At 58.9% G+C, this 19,030-nt stretch carries 18 protein-coding genes and 1 pseudogene; 4 read left to right on the top strand and 15 right to left on the bottom strand.

Going from position 1 to position 19,030, the window contains the following annotated elements; all coding sequences use genetic code 11:
* The first annotated feature begins 144 nt into the window (after positions 1–144).
* Both ACYZT6_RS07360 and ACYZT6_RS07355 read left to right on the top strand, forming a co-directional pair.
* Positions 145–867: a lysophospholipid acyltransferase family protein gene (locus tag ACYZT6_RS07360; protein ID WP_462026316.1), complete on the top strand. Its 723-nt coding sequence runs from the start codon at positions 145–147 to the stop codon at positions 865–867.
* A gap of 133 nt (positions 868–1,000) precedes the next feature.
* Positions 1,001–1,972, top strand: coding sequence for a magnesium and cobalt transport protein CorA (locus ACYZT6_RS07355; RefSeq protein ID WP_462026315.1), 972 nt, complete (start codon positions 1,001–1,003; stop codon positions 1,970–1,972).
* A gap of 113 nt (positions 1,973–2,085) precedes the next feature.
* Here ACYZT6_RS07355 and ACYZT6_RS07350 read toward each other — a convergent pair whose 3' ends face one another.
* The 3 genes from ACYZT6_RS07350 to ACYZT6_RS07340 form a co-directional block, all read right to left on the bottom strand.
* Positions 2,086–2,814 (bottom strand): amidotransferase, encoded by a 729-nt coding sequence (locus ACYZT6_RS07350; protein WP_462026314.1) that lies wholly within the window; start codon positions 2,812–2,814, stop codon positions 2,086–2,088.
* Between the two features lie 95 nt (positions 2,815–2,909).
* Positions 2,910–5,054 carry a 3-hydroxyacyl-CoA dehydrogenase NAD-binding domain-containing protein gene (locus ACYZT6_RS07345; protein WP_462026313.1) on the bottom strand — a complete coding sequence of 715 codons (2,145 nt, stop codon included), beginning with the start codon at positions 5,052–5,054 and terminating at the stop codon, positions 2,910–2,912.
* 25 nt (positions 5,055–5,079) lie between these two features.
* Positions 5,080–6,285: an acetyl-CoA C-acetyltransferase gene (locus ACYZT6_RS07340; protein WP_462026312.1), complete on the bottom strand. Its 1,206-nt coding sequence runs from the start codon at positions 6,283–6,285 to the stop codon at positions 5,080–5,082.
* A gap of 598 nt (positions 6,286–6,883) precedes the next feature.
* Between ACYZT6_RS07340 and ACYZT6_RS07335 the strand changes: the two are divergent.
* Positions 6,884–7,706, top strand: a pseudogene (locus tag ACYZT6_RS07335) (c-type cytochrome).
* A gap of 124 nt (positions 7,707–7,830) precedes the next feature.
* Here ACYZT6_RS07335 and ACYZT6_RS07330 read toward each other — a convergent pair.
* The 10 genes from ACYZT6_RS07330 to ACYZT6_RS07285 form a co-directional block, all read right to left on the bottom strand.
* Positions 7,831–8,646 carry a transglutaminase family protein gene (locus ACYZT6_RS07330; RefSeq protein ID WP_219095559.1) on the bottom strand — a complete coding sequence of 272 codons (816 nt, stop codon included), beginning with the start codon at positions 8,644–8,646 and terminating at the stop codon, positions 7,831–7,833.
* The gene (locus ACYZT6_RS07325; protein WP_131062458.1) at positions 8,643–9,593 is read right to left on the bottom strand and encodes an alpha-E domain-containing protein; all 951 of its coding nucleotides are present in this window, start codon (positions 9,591–9,593) and stop codon (positions 8,643–8,645) included. The genes ACYZT6_RS07330 and ACYZT6_RS07325 overlap by 4 nt, the downstream gene beginning before the upstream one ends.
* A gap of 12 nt (positions 9,594–9,605) precedes the next feature.
* The gene (locus tag ACYZT6_RS07320) at positions 9,606–11,015 is read right to left on the bottom strand and encodes a circularly permuted type 2 ATP-grasp protein (protein ID WP_017337349.1); all 1,410 of its coding nucleotides are present in this window, start codon (positions 11,013–11,015) and stop codon (positions 9,606–9,608) included.
* A gap of 400 nt (positions 11,016–11,415) precedes the next feature.
* Entirely contained in the window at positions 11,416–11,757 is a 342-nt protein-coding gene (locus ACYZT6_RS07315) for a ribonuclease E inhibitor RraB (RefSeq protein WP_462026311.1), read from the bottom strand.
* Between the two features lie 213 nt (positions 11,758–11,970).
* Positions 11,971–12,204: a hypothetical protein gene (locus ACYZT6_RS07310; RefSeq protein ID WP_462026310.1), complete on the bottom strand. Its 234-nt coding sequence runs from the start codon at positions 12,202–12,204 to the stop codon at positions 11,971–11,973.
* A gap of 216 nt (positions 12,205–12,420) precedes the next feature.
* Positions 12,421–13,296 carry a polyamine aminopropyltransferase gene (gene speE, locus ACYZT6_RS07305; protein WP_461957931.1) on the bottom strand — a complete coding sequence of 292 codons (876 nt, stop codon included), beginning with the start codon at positions 13,294–13,296 and terminating at the stop codon, positions 12,421–12,423.
* Between the two features lie 265 nt (positions 13,297–13,561).
* Positions 13,562–13,753, bottom strand: coding sequence for a PLDc N-terminal domain-containing protein (locus ACYZT6_RS07300; RefSeq protein WP_462026309.1), 192 nt, complete (start codon positions 13,751–13,753; stop codon positions 13,562–13,564).
* A gap of 64 nt (positions 13,754–13,817) precedes the next feature.
* On the bottom strand, positions 13,818–14,348 hold the full coding sequence (locus ACYZT6_RS07295; RefSeq protein WP_462026308.1) for a hypothetical protein: 531 nt from the start codon (positions 14,346–14,348) through the stop codon (positions 13,818–13,820).
* A 164-nt stretch (positions 14,349–14,512) separates the two neighbouring features.
* Positions 14,513–15,031, bottom strand: a complete 519-nt coding sequence (locus tag ACYZT6_RS07290) for an ankyrin repeat domain-containing protein (protein ID WP_403100834.1) — start codon at positions 15,029–15,031, stop codon at positions 14,513–14,515.
* Between the two features lie 97 nt (positions 15,032–15,128).
* Positions 15,129–16,955, bottom strand: a complete 1,827-nt coding sequence (locus tag ACYZT6_RS07285) for a long-chain-acyl-CoA synthetase (RefSeq protein WP_462026307.1) — start codon at positions 16,953–16,955, stop codon at positions 15,129–15,131.
* A 344-nt stretch (positions 16,956–17,299) separates the two neighbouring features.
* On the opposite strand from ACYZT6_RS07285, the gene ACYZT6_RS07280 reads away from it, so the two are divergent.
* The gene (locus ACYZT6_RS07280; RefSeq protein ID WP_131062449.1) at positions 17,300–17,578 is read left to right on the top strand and encodes a DUF3509 domain-containing protein; all 279 of its coding nucleotides are present in this window, start codon (positions 17,300–17,302) and stop codon (positions 17,576–17,578) included.
* Between the two features lie 210 nt (positions 17,579–17,788).
* On the opposite strand, the gene mtnC is transcribed toward ACYZT6_RS07280, so the two are convergent.
* Together mtnC and ACYZT6_RS07270 are read right to left on the bottom strand one after the other, a co-directional pair.
* Positions 17,789–18,472, bottom strand: coding sequence for an acireductone synthase (gene mtnC, locus ACYZT6_RS07275; protein ID WP_462026306.1), 684 nt, complete (start codon positions 18,470–18,472; stop codon positions 17,789–17,791).
* Positions 18,473–18,476: 4 nt separating this feature from the next.
* Positions 18,477–19,022: a 1,2-dihydroxy-3-keto-5-methylthiopentene dioxygenase gene (locus ACYZT6_RS07270; RefSeq protein WP_462026305.1), complete on the bottom strand. Its 546-nt coding sequence runs from the start codon at positions 19,020–19,022 to the stop codon at positions 18,477–18,479.
* Positions 19,023–19,030 lie beyond the last annotated feature (8 nt).

Here is a 19,030-nt window from a genome sequence, read left to right as displayed (position 1 = left end):
CAACAACCGCTCTAGGACGCGTCTGACCCACAAGTCGGAAACATGCGCACAAACATCGTCTATCTCCTACCTCTATAGCGGCAATTGCCGAATACAGTGCACATCCGTACACTGCGCCACCTTTTGTCCCGGTGGGGCCTGTAAATGCTCTTCGTGTTTCGTATGTTATTGATGGGGCTGCACTTTATTCTGGCCGGTGTGCTTGGGGTGATTCTGGGCCTGTGTCGTCCGTTCAACCCGGACAACAGCCGTTTGTGCGCACGCCTGTATGCGTGGCCGGCGATGTGTATTTTGCGTTTACGGGTCAAGGCCGATGTCGGGCCGTTGATGGATAAACCTGAGAGCTGCGTGATCATCGCCAACCACCAGTCCAACTACGATCTGTTTGTATTCGGTAATGTGGTGCCCCGCCGCACCGTGTGCATCGGCAAGAAGAGCCTGAAGTGGGTGCCGCTGTTCGGGCAGTTGTTCTGGCTGGCCGGCAATGTGTTGATCGATCGCGGCAACGCGCACAAGGCGCGCCAGTCGATGCTGACCACAACGCGCACGTTGCAGCATGAAGACACCTCGATCTGGGTCTTCCCTGAAGGTACGCGCAACCTCGGTGAAGAGCTGCTGCCGTTCAAGAAAGGCGCGTTCCAGATGGCGATCGCCGCGGGCGTGCCGATCGTGCCGGTGTGTGTCAGCAGCTACGTTAAACACATGCGATTGAACCGCTGGCGCAGTGGGAAAATTCTGATCCGCTCGCTGCCGGCAATTCCTACGGCGGGATTGAGCCTGGACGACATGCCCCAGCTGATCGCCCAATGCCGCGAACAGATGCGCGAGTGCATCGAGTCGATGGACCGGCAACTGCAGGCCGCGTAAAAAGAAACCCGCCTCGTGCGGGTTTTATTTTGCCCGCGAACTCTACAGATTTCACTGACTCTCAAGCAGCAGACAAGGCTAAGCTGAACGCTGCCTGCCACTGCCACCTGCAAATAAGAAGTGAACCTGAATCATGGGTAGAGTTGTCGCTGCTGCGGTTTATAGCGCCGGTAAAAAAGTTTCCAATATTACCCTCGACGAAGGCGCTGCCTGGGCTGCAAAGCCTGGCCACTTTGTCTGGATCGGCCTTGAAGAGCCGAACGCCCTGGAGCTGGCGAACCTGCAACGCCAGTTCAACCTGCACGAACTGGCCATTGAAGACGCCCTGGAAAAACACAGCCGACCGAAGCTCGAAACCTTCGGCGACGCCTTGTTTATCGTCACGTATTCGCCGATCCGGCACGAAGGCAAACTGGAGTTCATCGAGACTCATATCTTTGCCGGCAACGGCTACATCATTACCGCGCGCAATGGTCACTCGGCGTCCTACGCCCTTGTCCGACAGCGCTGTGAGGCGCGCCCGATTCTGCTGGAGCACGGGGAAGATTTCGTACTCTATGCCATCCTCGATTTTGTGATTGAAAACTACCAGCCCATGGGCGAAGCGATCCATGCGGAGATCGATGAACTGGAACGCAACGTGCTGTGCAGCGCGCTGAATGAACATGACATCCAGAAGCTGCATGGCCTGCGCCGGGACGTATTGCGCCTGCGCCGTTATGCGGCGCCGATGGTGGAGATCAGTGAGGAACTGCAGAAGCTGAGCTTTCCGTTTATCGACAAAAACATGCGCCCGTATTTCCGCGATGTGCAAATTCACGTAGCGCGGCAGATGGAGGATCTGACGACCCTGGCGGATATTGCCAGCCAGACCATTGAAGTCGGGGTGTTGCTGGAAGCATCACGGCAGAGCGTGGTGCAGCGCAAGTTTGCGGCGTGGGCAGCGATTCTGGCGTTCCCGACGGCGGTGGCGGGGATTTATGGGATGAACTTCCAGAACATGCCGGAGTTGACCTGGCACTACGGGTATTTCGGGGTGTTGGGGTTTATTGGGGTGGGGTGTGTGAGCTTGTGGGTGAGTTTCAAGAGGTCGGGTTGGCTTTGAAACGCTTTTGTGGCGAGGGAGCTTGCTCCCGCTGGGCAACGAAGTGGCCCCAACAGGCCTGCTACGCAGTCCAGCGGGAGCAAGCTCCCTCGCCACAACTTCACTGCAAGGTTTTAAACCGCTTTAGCTTCTGGTTTGTGCGCCACGAAACGCATCATCCACTCCGCAACGGTCGCGCCATGGTGCTCTTGCTCAAGGCTCGCCACGCCTTTGGTATAAATTTGCTCGCCCAACGCTTGCTGACGAATCTCCAGCAGCGCTCGCGAGTAATCGTGAATGAATTCCGGATGCCCCTGGAAGCACAGCACCTGATCGTTGATGTGGTACGCGGCGAACGGGCAGAAATCGCTCGAGGCAATGACCGTGGCGTTTTCCGGTAGCGACGTCACCTGGTCCTGGTGGCTGATCAACAACGTCAGCTCCTCACGCACCGGACTCATCCACGGCGCCTTGGCCGCCATTTTGTAGCTGTGAGTGCCAACGCCCCAGCCTTGGGTCGCACGTTCGCTCTTGCCACCCAACAGCAGCGCCAGCAGCTGGTGGCCGAAGCACACGCCCAGCAGTTTGTCGCCACGCTTGTAGCGGTCCAGCAGGTAAGTTCTAAGGGTTTCAATCCATGGGTCAGTGCCGAAGGAATCGGCCTTGCTGCCGGTGACGAGGTAAGCATCGAAGGTCAGGTCATCACTCGGGTACTCGCCCTGCATCACGTTGTACACGGTGAACTCGGCAGCGATGGGTTGCTGCGAAAACAGATGCTGGAACATCTGCCCGTAACCCTGATACTGGTCGACCAGTTCCGGACGCAGGATGTCGGTTTCCAGAATGCAGATGCGTAACGACATAAAAAATACCTGACACGTGATGGGAATAATGCACACCCCAGAGCCTGCCTCGAAACACCGTGACAAGGCAAGCCCCGGAAGGCGTCATATGTCCCTTAGAAGGCCTCCCCTTTGGCGGCTTTCTCCAGCAATAGCGCCGGCGGCGCAAAACGTTCGCCATACTGCTGGGCCAGGTACTGGGCGCGGGCGACGAAGTCTTTCACGCCGTACTGGTTGATGAATTGCAGCGCCCCACCGGTCCAGGCCGCGAAGCCGATACCGAAGACTGAGCCAATGTTGGCGTCCGCCGTCGAGGTCAGCACGCCCTCCTCCACGCAACGCACGGTTTCGATGGCTTGCACAAACAGCAGGCGATCGCGCACATCCTTAGGCGAAATCTGCCCGTCGACTTTCTCGAAACGGCTTTTGAGCTCGGGCCACAGATGTTTCTGGCCACCGGCCGGATACTCGTAGAAACCGCCTCCTGCGGCTTTACCGGGCCGTTTGTATTCATTGAGCAGCAAGTCAATCACGGCGAACGCCGGGTGCTCAATCAGCGGTTTCCCTTCTGCTTGCAGGTCTTTGGCGGTTTGCTGGCGGATATGGCTCATCAGGCTGAGGGAAACTTCGTCGGAGATCGCCAGAGGCCCGATCGGCATGCCGGCCTTGCGCGCCTCAGTCTCGATCATCGGCGCGCTCACGCCTTCGCCGAGCATGGCGATGCCTTCGTTGGTGAAGGTGCCGAATACTCGCGAAGTGAAGAAGCCGCGACTGTCGTTGACCACAATCGGGGTTTTCTTGATTTGCAGGACGAAATCGAACCCGCGCACCAGGGTTTCGTCGCTGGTGTTGGTGCCTTTGATGATTTCCACCAGCGGCATTTTCTCCACCGGGCTGAAGAAATGCAGGCCGATGAATTTGGTATGATCCGGCACGGCAGTGGCCAGGCCGCTGATCGGCAAGGTCGAGGTGTTGGAGGCAATCACGGCGGCCGGGCCGACGACTTTCTGCGCCGCCGAGGAGACTTTGGCTTTCAGCTCGCGATCTTCGAACACCGCTTCAATGATCAGATCGCAACCGGCCAGGTCCGCATCGCTTTCGGTGGTGTGGATCCGCGCCAGAATCGCCTCTCGCTGTTCCGGGACCATCTGGCCGCGAGCGACTTTCTTGTCCAGCAACGCCGCCGAGTGCGCCTTGCCCTTCTCCGCTGCCGCGAGGCTGATGTCCTTGAGCACCACGTCGATGCCGGCCGAGGCGCTGACAAACGCGATGCCGGCCCCCATCATCCCGGCGCCGAGCACGCCGACTTTCTGCGTGACGTAAGGTGCAAAACCCTGGGGACGCGATCCGCCGGCATTGATCTCATTGAGCTGGAACCAGAACGTGCCGATCAGGTTTTTCGAGATTTGGCCGGTGGCCAGTTCCGTGAAGTAGCGGGTTTCGATCAGGTGCGCGGTATCGAAATCCACCTGAGCACCTTCAACCGCCGCGCACAGAATCTTCTCCGGCGCCGGCATGCAACCCTGGGTTTTGCTGCGCAGGATCGACGGTGCGATGGCGAGCATCTGCGCGACTTTCGGGTTCGACGGCGTGCCGCCGGGAATCTGATAACCCTTCACGTCCCAACGCTGTACAGCCGTCGGGTTGGCCATAATCCATGCCCGCGCTTTGCTCAGCAGTTCATCGCGATCCGCTGCCAGTTCATCGATCAAACCCGCTTGCAACGCCTGCTGCGGCCGAACTTTCTTGCCTTCGAGCAGGTACGGCAAAGCCTTTTCAATGCCCAGCATGCGCACCATGCGCACCACCCCGCCGCCACCCGGCAGCAAGCCAAGGGTGACTTCTGGCAGGCCGAGTTGCACGGATGGGTTGTCCAGCGCGACGCGGTGATGGCAGGCGAGACAGATTTCCCAGCCACCGCCCAACGCCGCGCCATTGATCGCGGCCACCACCGGTTTGCCGAGGGTTTCCAGTGTGCGCAACTGGCCCTTGAGCGTCAGGACCATGTCGTAAAAAGCTTTGGCTTCGGGTTTGCCGACCTTGATCAGTTCATTGAGGTCGCCGCCGGCAAAAAACGTTTTCTTGCCCGAGGTGATGATCACGCCGGCAATGCTGTCCTTCTCGGCCACCAGTCGGGCGACGCAGGCGGCCATCGCCTCGCGATAGACCGCGTTCATGGTGTTGGCGCTCTGGCCCGGCATGTCGATGGTCAGGACGACGATCTGGTCCTGACCTTTTTCGTAACGAATGGCTTCGGTCATGTCACTTGTTCCTTAAGGTCGGGGCTCAGAGGCGTTCGATGATGGTGGCAATGCCCATGCCGCCGCCGACACACAGGGTCGCGAGGCCATAGCGCAGGCGTCGGGTTTCCAGTTCATCGAGCAGCGTGCCGAGAATCGCGCAGCCGGTAGCGCCCAGCGGGTGGCCCATGGCGATGGAGCCGCCGTTGACGTTGACCTTGTCCGGGTCGATGGCCATGTCCTTGATGAATTTCAGCACCACCGAGGCGAAGGCTTCGTTGACCTCGAACAGGTCGATGTCTTCGACCCGCAGCCCGGCCTTGGCCAGTGCTTTGCGAGTGGCCGGCGCCGGGCCGGTGAGCATGATGGTCGGATCGGTGCTGGTGACGGCTGTGGCGACAATTCGCGCCCGTGGTTGCAGACCCAGCGCCCGGCCCTTGGCCTCGGAACCGATCAACATCAGGGCGGCGCCATCGACAATGCCGGAGCTGTTGCCCGGAGTGTGGACGTGGTTGATTCGCTCCACCTGGCTGTAAACCCGCAATGCGGTGGCGTCGAAGCCCATTAGCCCCATCATCTCGAAGCTCGGCTTGAGTTTGCCCAGGCCTTCCAGGGTGGACTCGGCGCGGATGAACTCATCGTGATCGAGCAGGATGATGCCGTTCTGATCCTGCACCGGCACCAGCGACTTGTTGAACGAACCGTTCGCCCGGGCCCGCGCTGCTTTTTGCTGGGAATGCAGCGCGTAGGCATCGACGTCCTGGCGGCTGAAGCCCTCAATCGTGGCGATCAGGTCGGCGCCGACGCCTTGCGGGGTGAAATGACTGTGCAGATTGGTTTCCGGGTCCAGCGCCCAAGGGCCACCGTCGCTGCCCATGGGTACGCGGGACATGGATTCGACGCCGCCGACCACCACCAGGTCTTCGAAGCCGGAGCGGACTTTCATCGCCCCGAGGTTCACGGCTTCGAGCCCCGAGGCGCAGAAGCGATTGATCTGCACGCCAGACACGCTGACGTCCCAATCGGCGACTTGTGCAGCGGTCTTGGCGATATCCGAGCCCTGATCGCCGATCGGCGTGACACAACCGAGCACCACGTCATCGACCTGACTGGTGTCCAGCGACGTGCGCTGCTGCAACGCCGTGAGCAGCCCGGCCACCAGGTTCACCGGTTTGACACTGTGCAGGGCGCCATCGGCCTTGCCTTTGCCACGGGGCGTGCGTAACGCGTCGAAAATCAAAGCTTGGGTCATGACGTCCTCGAACCTGGGCGGTGAGTAAATACTGAGCTTCCACCTTAGGCCGAGCCGCCATGGATTCAATGACCGCAGTGCTCACTGGCGTTGACGGACACGCTCAGACGGACGGTCGTTCGCGCCTGGATTAACCGTTTCACGTCACCAAGCTGTCTAGCAAACGGGCGCCCAAGAAGCTGGCAATAGGCCTCATGCCTTTTTTAAAGCTTTAAGTGAGAAGACCATACGAAATGGATCTAAACCAAGCGTGACGCGGGCTCTAAGGTGAACATGTACGAAGTTGTCGTCGGGTTTTGCCGAGGCACTCGTCTTACAGGAAGTTCAGCGCTCTGCCGTCATGGAGATATGCAGGCAGGCATCAGGAAATAACAAAAAAGGCGGTCAAGCCATGTTCAAGCATTCGAAAGTACGTCAAGCCGGGCTCATTCTTTTCGCCACTACGCTGTTGTTGATTTTGCCGAACCTGACCAAGGTGATCGGCTAGTCGGTATTCAAATAATACGGCGTCAGGTTTTTACATCGCCCTCTTAAAAATGTGACTGGCTCGCTACCCGGGCCAGCGTGGGTGTGCCAACCTTTGCGGCACTTCCACGACATGGACGGCGATCATTTTGAAAACGCTCCTTCTGTTCGGGGCCTTGCTGCTCAGCACGCCCTTGTATGCCGCTCAGCTGAACCTCGAGCTGGGTGCGAGCAGTCGCACCTGGCAGACAGAGGAGCTGCTTAAGCACCCCCACATCCAGACCATCACCATCAACGACGACGTTTCCTACAAGCGGGACATGAGTTATCGCGCGGTTCCATTGGCGGCGTTATTGACTGGCATCAAGCCTGAAGATCATTTGCAAGCCGTGGCTTTGGACGGGTTTGCCGCAGAGTTGTCGGCGGCGCCGTTGCTGAACGCCAAGGGTGCGCGCGCCTGGCTGGCGATTGAAGACCCGGCCAAGCCGTGGCCTGCGTTATCCGAAGGCAAACCGGGTGCCGGGCCGTTTTATCTGGTGTGGGTCGATCCGCAAGCCGGCAACATCAGCCCTGAGCAATGGCCCTTCCAAGTGGCGAGTATCAAGCGCATGGCGCCCGTCGCCGAGCGCTTCCCTGCCCTGCTGCCTGATCCTGCCCTGAAGGCGGATGACCCGGTGAATAAAGGCTTTGCGCTGTTTCAGAAGAATTGCCTGGCTTGTCATCGACTCAATGGTGCCGGAGATGCGCAGTTCGGGCCGGATTTGAACATTCCGTTTAACCCGACCGAGTACTTTGGGGCGGATTTCCTGAAGCGCTACATTCGGGATCCGCAGAGCTTGCGGCAATGGCCTCAGGCGAAGATGCCGGGGTTTGCTGCGACGGTTTTGCCGGATGGGGATCTGGAAATGCTGGTGGGGTATTTGAAGCATATGGCCGGGCGCAAGGTTAAGCCCTGACCCCATTTCCCCTTGTAGGAGCGAGGCTTGCCCGCGAATGCGTAGTGTCATTCACATTGATGTCGACTGACACTACGCATTCGCGGGCAAGCCTCGCTCCTACAGGGGTTATGTGGTGTTGCGGTTATTGCTGCTGTACGGAGATAACTGGCGCAGGCATCGGCGTCGGCGACACAAACACTTTCGCATGCATCTGCTCGCACCCGCCGCCCCGACGCATCCCCCGCACCGGGCAGGCATCCAGATAATCCAGGCCCACCGCCAGTTTCAAATGCCGCTCCGGCCGGGCCAGTTCATTGGTCACATCAAAGCTGTACCACGCGTCATCGAGCCAGGCTTCGGCCCAGGCGTGACTGGCCAGGTGTTCGCTGTTCTCGCTGTACAAATACCCCGACACGTAACGCGACGGAATGCCGAGGCTGCGGGCACAGGCGAGGAACGCATGGGTGTGGTCCTGACAGACGCCTGAACGCCCGGCGAAGGCCTGGGCCGCACTGGTGTCGACTTCGGTGGAGCCCGGTGTGTAGGTCATGTGCGAATTCAGGCCATGCATCAAGTCGATCAGCGCCGTGCGATCCCGGCGTTTTTTGCACTCCTTCTCGGCGAACGCACGCAAAGCTTCGTCAGCTTCGGTCAGGCGCGTGAAGCGCAGGAACGGCAGCGCCGACTGGCTCTCATGCTCGGCTTCACGCAGTTCGTCGATGTCCACCTGGCCACGGGCACCGATGATGATCGCCTCGTGCGGCTCATCCATGGTCAATACATGGAGAATGTTGCCGAACGGATCGAGTTGCGCGCGCACCGGGCGTGGCAGGTCGAGTTGCCAGCTGAGCACGTGCTGACGCTCGCTGTCGTGGGGTGTCAGCCGCAAGTACTGGATGCTCGCCCGCACCTGATCTTCGTAGTGATAGGTGGTTTCGTGGCTAATGGAAAGTCTCATGCAGCCTCCAGGTAGGAACTGTGAATGGCGTTACCCAACTGGCGCACCAGCGGGATGAATTCAGTCAGCCAGGCGTGCAGGCCTTCGTCGAGAATTTCGTTGATGCCGGTGTAGCGCAGGCGCGCGTCCATCTCCGCCGCCAGACGTTGCGCAGGACGGCCATTGGCCCCCGGCAGTTGGGCGAGGATCTGGTCGATTTCTTCGGTGCAGGCCCTTAACGAACGGGGAACGTCAGCGCGTAGTAACAACAATTCGGCCACATGCCGGGCGCCGGGTGCGTCGCGATAGATCTCGGTGTACGCCTCGAAAGACGACAACGCCCTTAACAAAGCGCTCCACTGGTAATACGCGTGAGCCGTGCCATCGCTGACCGCTTCGGCCTGGTCGCCGGCCATTTCGTAACGGGCATCGAGCAGGCGCAACGTGTTGTCGGCCCGTTCGATAAACGTTCCCAGGCGAATGAAGCGGAACGCATCGTTACGCATGATCGTGCCGTAGGACGCGCCACGGAACAGGTGCGAACGTTCCTTGATCCACTCGCAAAAGCGGCTCATGCCGTAGCGACTCAAGCCCTGTTCGGCGATTCCGCGAATTTCCAGCCACGTGGCGTTGATGTTTTCCCACATGTCGGCGGTGATTCGCCCACGCACTGCATGAGCACTGGCCCGCGCCGAGCCGAGGCAGCTGTAGATGCTTGCCGGGTTGGCCGCGTCCAGGGCAAAGAAATGCAGCAGCCGTTCGGCGTGCAAGTCACCGTGGCGCTCCAGGTAATCATCCAGGGTGCCGGTGATCAGCAGCGGCATGGCCAGTTCGTGCAGACCGTCACCGCGACCATCCTGCGGCATCAGTGACAGCGAATAACTGATGTCGAGCATCCGTGCGAGGTTTTCCGCCCGCTCCAGGTAACGCGACATCCAATACAAATCCGAGGCAGTTCTACTTAACATGGCAAGCTTCCTTCAATCCTCGACCACCCAGGTGTCCTTGGTTCCGCCGCCCTGTGAGGAATTCACCACCAGGGAGCCTTCACGCAGGGCGACACGGGTCAAACCGCCGGGCACAACCCGGGTTTCGCGGCCAGACAACACAAACGGACGCAGGTCGATGTGGCGCGGCGCGATGCCGTTTTCGACAAAGGTCGGACAGGTCGACAGGGACAACGTCGGTTGCGCGATATACGCGTGAGGCTTGGCTTTGATCCGCGCGCGGAACGACTCGATTTCCGCCGCCGTCGCCGCCGGCCCCACCAGCATTCCGTAACCGCCGGAGCCCTGGGTTTCCTTGACCACCAGGTCTGGAAGATTGGCCAGTACGTGGGACAGTTCAGAAGGATTGCGACACTGGAACGTCGGCACGTTCTTCAGGATCGGTTCTTCGTCGAGATAGAAACGGATCATGTCCGTGACAAACGGATACACCGACTTGTCGTCCGCAACCCCGGTGCCGATGGCATTCGCCAGCACCACATTGCCGGAGCGATAAGACGACAGCAGCCCTGGAACGCCGAGCATCGAGTCCGGGTTGAACGCCAGCGGATCGAGGAACGCATCGTCGAGGCGACGGTAGATCACGTCGACGGCTTTTGGTCCGTCCGTGGTGCGCATGAACACCTTGTCGTCACGCACGAACAGGTCTGCGCCTTCCACCAGCTCAACGCCCATCTCCCGCGCCAGGAAGGCATGCTCGAAAAACGCGCTGTTGAAGCGACCCGGCGTCAGCACCACCACGCTCGGGTTATCGATCGGGCTGGAGCTTTTCAGGGTGTCGAGCAGCAGGTTCGGATAATGGTCGATCGGTGCGATGCGCTGGGCCGAGAACAACTCGGGAAACAGCCGCATCATCATCTTGCGGTCTTCGAGCATATAGCTCACGCCGCTGGGAGTACGAAGGTTGTCTTCGAGCACGTAGTACGTGCCGTCACCATCGCGCACCAGATCGACACCGGAGATGTGCGAATAGATATCGCGGTGCAGATCCAGCCCTTGCATCGCCAACTGGTATTGCTCGTTGGCCAGCACTTGCTCGGCCGGGATGATGCCGGCCTTGATGATGCGCTGCTCGTGGTAGAGGTCGGCGAGGAACATGTTCAACGCCTTGACCCGCTGGATACAGCCGCGCTCGACGATCCGCCATTCACTGGCGGGGATGCTGCGCGGGATGGTATCGAAAGGAATCAGGCGCTCTGTGCCCTGCTCGTCCCCGTAGAGCGTGAAGGTAATCCCGGCACGATGGAACAGCAGATCGGCCTCGCGTCGCCGTTGTGCCAAGAGCTCGTCAGGCGTCTCGGCCAGCCAACGGGCAAACTCCCGATAATGCGGGCGGACCTGGCCGCCGGCATCGTACATCTCATCAAAATAGGTGCGGATCATGCCGTACTCCTTGTCACCCGGACATCCAGGCCTTCGCAAGGCCCGTGCCATCGGCAGAAACGCTTTGTTATCAACCAGTTGGATAATGAAGCCGTTTGCACCGCACCAATCCTGTGCAGCAAACGCTCCAAGCTGATCGCCCCCGCTTCATTGCAAGGCGACGTTGTCGCCTATCACCAGCATAGTCAGAGTTGATTTCACTGCCCGGGAGTCGATGCGGATAATCCGCGCATCCGCTGCAAAACCTGACCGAACTTCCCTTTAGCCGCCTGCTCAGGCGGTTTTTTTTGCGCCGGATTCTTGTTTCAGGGTTTTGCCGAGGGGGCTTTTCTGATCGCCACCAACGAAAACGGCCAACCCGAAGGCCAGCCGTTGCTGAGCGTTGTCACTGTTCATAAGGTTATGCGAGTAGCCCTCGTACCTCCTGCTTGACGCCCCATCCTTCGATGATGCCGCCCAGAGGCTCGACCACTGCCTCGAAGTCCTGCTCGAAGTCGCCGATGCCGCCATAGGTGGCGTACATCACTTTGCTCAACTCCAGATTCCACGCGCCGTCATCGCGCACGCTGATCTGCGCATTCAAGGATTCACCACGGAAATGCCCTGCCGCCCTGCGTGCCCGCTCCTCGTCCGGGAAAATGGCGTAGAACTCGATGGGGTGGAATCGTGAAAAGTCGAAACCGCCTTCTTTCATGCGGCGCAGCACGCTGCTGCTGATGTCTTCTTGATAGGCTGTGCTCATGAAACGTCCCCCTCATATTGATGGATAGACTTTCCGTATTCCCGGCACTCGCAACCGATTGGTGCGAGCGATGCGGCAACCACGTTGCCGGTGGGAAGCAAGCATGTAGCTGACAAGACCAGACCTTAGCGATCCGTTCGCTGATCTCGATTGCAGAGTAGCCCCAAGACAGAGGCGCTGCCAAGGCCTGGATAGGATTGAGACAGGAGATATTCAGATTGGCGTGATGCCGAGGATTTGTATGCTGTTCTGGGTCTTGAGACTTTTGACGCTTGCGTCGGCGGTTCGCCCTTCCAGATCATTCAGATCCAGCTCGGCGGCAACAGGAAAAAGACGTTCCTTGAGGAGTTTTGCGGCTTTCTCGTTATCCGGGCACTCCTCGCACTCGAAGACTTCATCGACTGTTTCACCGTGATCATCCACGAAAGTGATTTTCCACTTTTGCATCAGTGCCTCCTCGAACAAACCCGCAAATGGGCTTACAACCATCTGGACTTTTGGCCTGACTGATCGTTCCCACGGATTACCGCCCGCTGCATGAAAAACACAGGACCTGTAGGAGCGAAGCTTGCTCGCGAAAGCGGTGTTTCAGTCGACATGTGTATTGACTGAATTACCGCTTTCGCGAGCAAGCTTCGCTCCTACAGGGGGTATGAGTACAGTTTAGTCGTTGCTTGGCTTGTTCACCGCTTGCAGCACGTATTGCGGCAAGGCGAAGGCGCCGATGTGGATTTCCGGATTGTAGTAGCGGGTGATGATGCCGCTGCCGGCGAAGCGTTGCTGCAAGGTTTCACGGGACAACTTGCGATAGGCGGTGTTGGTCGCGCCCCAGGCAAAGGTCATCGAGCCACCGATATAGGTTGGCACGGCGGCCTGATAGAAGTGCCAGTCCGGGAACAGGCTGCGCAAGCGACCTGCGGTGGTTTTGACTTCTTCGATCTGCATGAACGGGGTGCCATTCTGGGTCACCAGGATGCCGCCTTCGTTCAGGCAGCGACGGCAGGCCTGGTAGAAGTTTTCCGAGAACAGCACTTCACCCGGACCGATCGGGTCGGTGGAGTCGGAAATGATCACGTCGAACTTTTCGGTGGTGGTGGCGACGAAACGCATGCCGTCGTCGATCACCAGGTTCAGGCGTGGATCGTCGAACGCACCTTTGGAGTGATTCGGCAGGAATTCCTTGCACATCTCGACCACGGTGCCATCGATCTCGACCATGGTGATGTGCTCGACGCTGCGGTGCTTGGCCACTTCACGCAGCATGCCGCCGTCGCCGCCACCGATGATCAGCACGCGCTTGGCGGTGCCGTGCGCCAGGATCGGCACGTGGGTGAGCATCTCGTGGTAGATGAATTCGTCGGCTTCGGTGGTCTGGATCACGCCGTCCAGCGCCATGACCCGGCCCATGCGCGGGTTTTCGAAAATCACCAGGTGCTGGTGTTCGGTGCGCACTTCGTGCAGCAGTTTTTCCATGCGAAAACGCTGGCCGTAGCCTTCGTAGAGGGTTTCCAGGTAGTCGCTGGTGGTGATGTTGCTCATGGGAAGTGCTCCGATGAATGCGGTGGCAACGGACGGTTACCCGCCCATGATGGCCAATCGAGCGGCTCGATTGACCGGGAAAGGCGCGCATTCTACGTTGCGGAAGATGACAGGTCGAACGTCACTTGATGACACAACACAATCCCCTGTGGGAGCTAGCCTGCTAGCGATAGCGGAGTGTCAGTCAGTAAAGTTGTGGCTGACACTCCGCTATCGCTAGCAGGCTAGCTCCCACAGGGGAAAAGTGATGGCTTTGAGTGCGTGCTCAGACTCGGACATTACCCCGTGGCCCGGCGATAGCCCAGATGATCAGGCCCAGGACCGGCAGCAGCAGGATCAGCAGCACCCAGACGATTTTCATCCCTGTGCTGGCGCCACTTTTCAGCACGTTGATGATTGCCCAGATATCCAGGGCAAGAATAATCAGGCCAATCAGACCGTTGAACGTGGAACCCATGGTGTTGCTCCCTAAGAGTGGTATGCACTCTTAGGATAGCCGGGCCTTGCGAGGGTTCCGCTTTTTAAACGTGGACCGCAATTTTCAGGGCTTCGAGCGATGGCGCGGCGGTGATACCCACCTCGGCGCACAACTCGAGCACGCGCGGCAGGTCGTTGCCGTAGACCAGCACCACTTGCAGTTCGTCGTCGAGCAGCTGGCTGAAGTTCATCAGCGTGTAACCGCCGTTTTCCTTGCTCATGCTGCCCATCTGCACCTGAATCCGATTGAGCGCGGTCAGGGCTTCGGTCTTGGCCAGTTGCTTGGGTTTGATGTTGAAATCAACACCCGGGCCGAACGAGGCGACGATCTGGGCGAACAGGTCTACGTAAGTGTCGGCCTGGAACAGCACGGTTTCCGGGAGGCTGCCGACAACGACCCACTCGCCCAGGGGAATCGGGAAGGAGTCGTCGTAGTTAATATCCGGATTGGCCGTCAGAAAAGCCTCGGGATCGGCGTAGGCCTGAGCCGCTTCATCAGCGACTTTCAGGATTTCGTCATCGCTCATGCACCCGGAGCTGATTTTGCTGATGAGTTCGACGAGTGCGGCTTTCATGGGGCGGATCCTGTAGCGAGTGAATTTTGAGGGCGCGAAGGATAGCGTAATTTGCCAAAAAAAATCTTTTTGTAGGAGCGAGGCTTGCCCGCGAAGGCGTAGTGTCAGTCAACATCAACGTGAATGACACTACGCCTTCGCGGGCAAGCCTCGCTCCTACAGGGTTACGCCAGCAATTTCTCTAATTGCGCAGTGGTATCGACGGCGCCCAAGGTCTTCGCGGCATCCAGCGCAGTGACGCCATTGGCATCCTTGGCTTTCGGATCGGCGCCTTTGCTGATCAGGTAGTCGACGATTTCAACGCGGTTGAACATCGCCGCCATCATCAGCGCCGTACGACCATCGAAAGACGAACCTTCCACCTGCGCCCCACCTTCAACCAACGCCTTGACCACCGCCAGGTCGCCCTTGAACGCGGCGCCGGCAATCGGGCTCTGGCCGTTGTCGTTGCGGATTTCCGGGTCGGCCTTGTGTTCCAGCAGCACTTTTACCGTCTCCACATGACCGTGGTAGGCGGCGAGCATCAGCAAGGTGTCGCCCTTGTGGTTACGCAGGTTCGGCGGCAGGCCTTTGGTCAGCAACGCAGCCATCATGGCCGCATCGCCCTCGCGCGCCTTGTTGAATACCTGTTCGGCAAATTCAGCGGCTTCTTCGGGGGTCATCTGGCGGCTTTGGTCTGACATCGGGAACTCCACTTTCTGTCATTCGGGAAAGCCGACAGTTTCCCGAGCAGCCCCGAGGCTGTCACTTCTTTTTTCTCAAGAGTCGCCATAGCGACATTCAATAGCGGTACTTGCCGCCGTGAATATCCGCCAACACCTGATCGGTAACTTGCACGTAAGTCTGGGTGCCGGGCAGCCAGGCGTAGATCGGATCATCACCGGTTTTGCCGGGGTCGAAGGCTTCGTCCTTGAGGCGGGTCTTCTGATATTTGAAGGTTCCGGTGGTTTCCATTTTCACTTTCACCCGCAGGAAAAGCGGCACCGCATACGCAGGCATTTGCTGGCGGGCAAAGTCCAGCAGTTCGCTGAAGTCCAGCGTCGCCAAGGATTCCGCCGGCGTGATCGCGGCCATGCCGGCACGCCCGTTGGTGTTCTGAATTTCGACGCCGTACGCGACGGCTTCAGAAATATTCGGGTGTTGCAGAAGAATGTTCTCGACCTCGGTGGTCGAGACGTTTTCACCCTTCCAGCGGTAGGTGTCACCCAACCGATCAACAAATTGGGCATGGCCGAAACCAATATTGCGCAGCAGATCGCCCGTGTTGAAGTAACGGTCGCCCTTGGTGAACACGTCGTGGAGCACGACCTTTTCGGTCTTCTGCGGATCGGTGTAACCGTCCAGTGGCGCCTTGTCGTCGATTCTCGCCAACAACAGGCCCTGCTCGCCTTTGGCGACTTTGCGCATGAAACCTTTGGCATTACGCATCGGCAAGCCACTGTCGTGGTCGTAGGCCACCAGCTCCCAGGCCATCAGGGAAAAACCAATGGTGTTGTCGAAATTCAGGATGTTCGTAAAGCCGATGTTGCCGTCGCTGGCGGCGTACAGCTCGCAAATGTGATCAACCGCAAATCGCGTCTTGAACTCGCGCCATGCGCCGGGACGCAGGCCATTGCCGATCATCTTGGTCACGCGGTGTTTGCTGTCGTCGGCAGCGGGCGGTTGATCCACCAGGTAGCGGCATAACTCACCGACGTAGCCGAGGGTGGTCGCCTGGTATTTGCGCACGTCATTCCAGAACTGGCTGGCGCTGAACTTGCGGCGGATGGCAAATCCTGCGGCGCCGCTGATCGCCGAGCCCCAACAGACGCAGAGCCCGGTTGCGTGGTAGAGCGGCAGGGTGCAATAGACGACGTCCTGCGGCTGCATGTTCAGGGCGATCTGGCCGAAACTCGCCGAGCTGCGCATCCAGCGACCGTGTTTGAAAACCCCCGCCTTGGGCAATCCGGTGGTGCCTGAGGTGTAGATATAGAAACAAGGGTCGTCGAAAAAAACCTGCTGGCTGCTGGCCGGATTCTCACTGGACGCCTGGGCGCTGGCGCTCATCAGGTTGATGAAACCGTCGGGCGCGTTGCCGGGACGACGGTAGGTGTCTTGATCGGCGACGAACCAGGTGCGCGTCGGTTCGATCGACACCCGTTCGCGGACCGCGCTGAACGCCGGGACCAGTTCTTCGCCAACAATAATCGCCGCAGGCGCCACCAGGTTCAGGCTGTGGGCCAGGGTGTCGCGGGTTTGCGAGGTATTGAGCAAGGCACTGATCGCGCCGACCTTGGCCACTGCCAATATCGTCACCAGCAGTTCCGGACGGTTCTCTAGAAACACCGCCACCACATCACCCTTTCGGATGCCTTCGGCGATCAGGTGATGGGCAATGCGATTGGCCCACTGGTTGACCTGTGAATAACTCAGCGCGACGTCACCCTGCAGCAACGCGGGGCCATCGGGATTGCGCAAGGTCGCTTGTTCGAAGGTCCAGCCGAGGCCACACGCTTGAGTCGGGTCCTTGACGTTGGCGACTTTCATGCCCTTCACCACGCGAGGAATGGCTTTGGCAATGGAAGGCAGTTTGCGGAGCATCATGCCCCAGGTGATCGTGTCGCTCATGCTTGCTCCCGTTCGATCTTTTTATTGTCGGGCGGCGGTCTATGGGTCCGAAAATACGTCAGCGGTTCTTGAGCTGTACACGCGGTTTTTGAAATGATTTGTATCCGCGCTCCGAGCATTCGAGATCGCGATCCTCAGCGGGTGTAATTGGTTCCATCGAATCGTGGCCGACCACGCAAAATGCAGGATGCACGATGGCCATTCATGCAGATTGCACGAAAGCAAAAAATCACCGCAAACATAACTTATTGATTTATAAAGACTTTAAAAATATCAGGTGCTGGCACAATCACTGCAACTACCTCTCCATGCTTGCCAATCAAGTGCAAACGGAGCTGATAGACATGAGCCTGATCCAAGAAAAATTTACCTCCCTGTTCTCCAACTTCGAAGTGAACACCCAGTCGCGTCCAGACGGTGGCATTCTGCTGACCCTGCGCAGCACCGAAGGCAAAGTGTTCAAGCGTTCGATTTCCTACCAGCAATTGCATGCCGGCGATCAACTGTCGTGGGTGATCAGTGCGATTCGCCGTGACCTGGCTGAACAGGCCAGCGAACTGCCGCAGATCTCCATGCTGCAAAGCCAGCAACGGTTTGCTCTGCCGACTTATCATTCGGCGTGAACCTTGTTGTTGTGTAAATAAATACGCTGCAAAACAAACAGGCCGTGAGAGCTTTCGCTTCACGGCCTGTTGTGTTTCTGAACCACACCGATCCCGCCCTTGTAGGAGCGAAGCTTGCTCGCGAAGGCGGTGTGTCAGACGAAATTAATGCTGATTGACACGCCGCCTTCGCGAGCAAGCTTCGCTCCTACAGGTTATGGGCGTCGTGGCTTAGAAAGTAGAGGGATCAATCCGCGCGAAACTGTCGACGGTCACATGCCCCGCCAACTCCCCGCCCTCTCGGGCCAGCCCGCACGTTGCCATGCCGGCCGCGCGCGCCGCGTCCAGTTCTTCGACGATATCGGACAGGAACACAATTTGCGCAGCTTCCACCCCAATGGCCTGAGTGATGCGCTCGTAAGACTGCGCTTCACGCTTGGGTCCCGACGTGGTGTCGAAGTAGCCGCTGAACAGCGGCGACAAATCCCCCGCTTCCGAGCAGCCGAAGATAAGCTTTTGCGCCTGGATCGAGCCCGAGGAATAAACAAACAGTTTGAAACCGTCCTGATGCCAGCGCTTGAGCGCTTCAACGGCGTCGGGGTAAACGTGGCCTTTCAACTGCCCGGCCTGATAGCCCTGCTCCCAGACCATGCCTTGCAACGCTTTCAACGGCGTGGCCTTGCGGTCTTCGGCGATCCAGCCCAGCAGGATCTCGATCACCCGCTCAACGTCAGCGCCCGGCTCGTTGCTGTCTCGGCGCACGGCGGCCAGTTGCTCGGCCACATCGGCGCGCCCGGCGTGCTGGCGAACGAAGTCCGGCAGGTGTTTGGCGGCGTACGGAAACAGCACGTCGAACACAAAACTCACCGCGCTGGTGGTGCCTTCGATGTCGGTGAGAATCGCTTTGATCGGCATCGGCTCAGTCCTCAAGACGCGGGAAGCGGTTGGCGATGTCTTCGCCGGTGAACTTGGCCACCCAGCCTTCAGGGTTGTTGAACAGACGGATCGCGACGAAATGCGGATGCTCGCCCATGTCAAACCAGTGCGGCGTGCCGGCCGGCACCGAGATCAGGTCGTTCTTTTCGCACAGCACGGCGTAGACGTAATCGTCGATGTGCAGGGTGAACAGCCCACGGCCGGCGACGAAAAATCGTACTTCGTCTTCGCCATGACGGTGTTCGTCGAGGAACTTGGCACGCAGTTCGGCTTTTTGCGGGTGATCGCTGTTCAGGCTGATCACGTCGACGGTAACGTAACCGCGTTCGGTCATCAGCTTGTCGATTTGCTCCTGATACGCGGCGATCACTTCTTCCTGACTGGCGCCGGGCTGGATTTTCGCCGTGGCTTGCCAGCGGTCGAAACGCACGCCCTGCTCGGCCAGGGTCGAGGCGATGTCTTCGAAATGGGTCAGCACCTTGTTCGGAATGTCAGGGCTTGAGACGTGGTAAACGGACAGGCTGCTCATCAGGGCAA

Source organism: Pseudomonas sp. RT6P73, from assembly GCF_054897715.1.
This window is presented reverse-complemented; position numbering and strand designations above follow the sequence as displayed.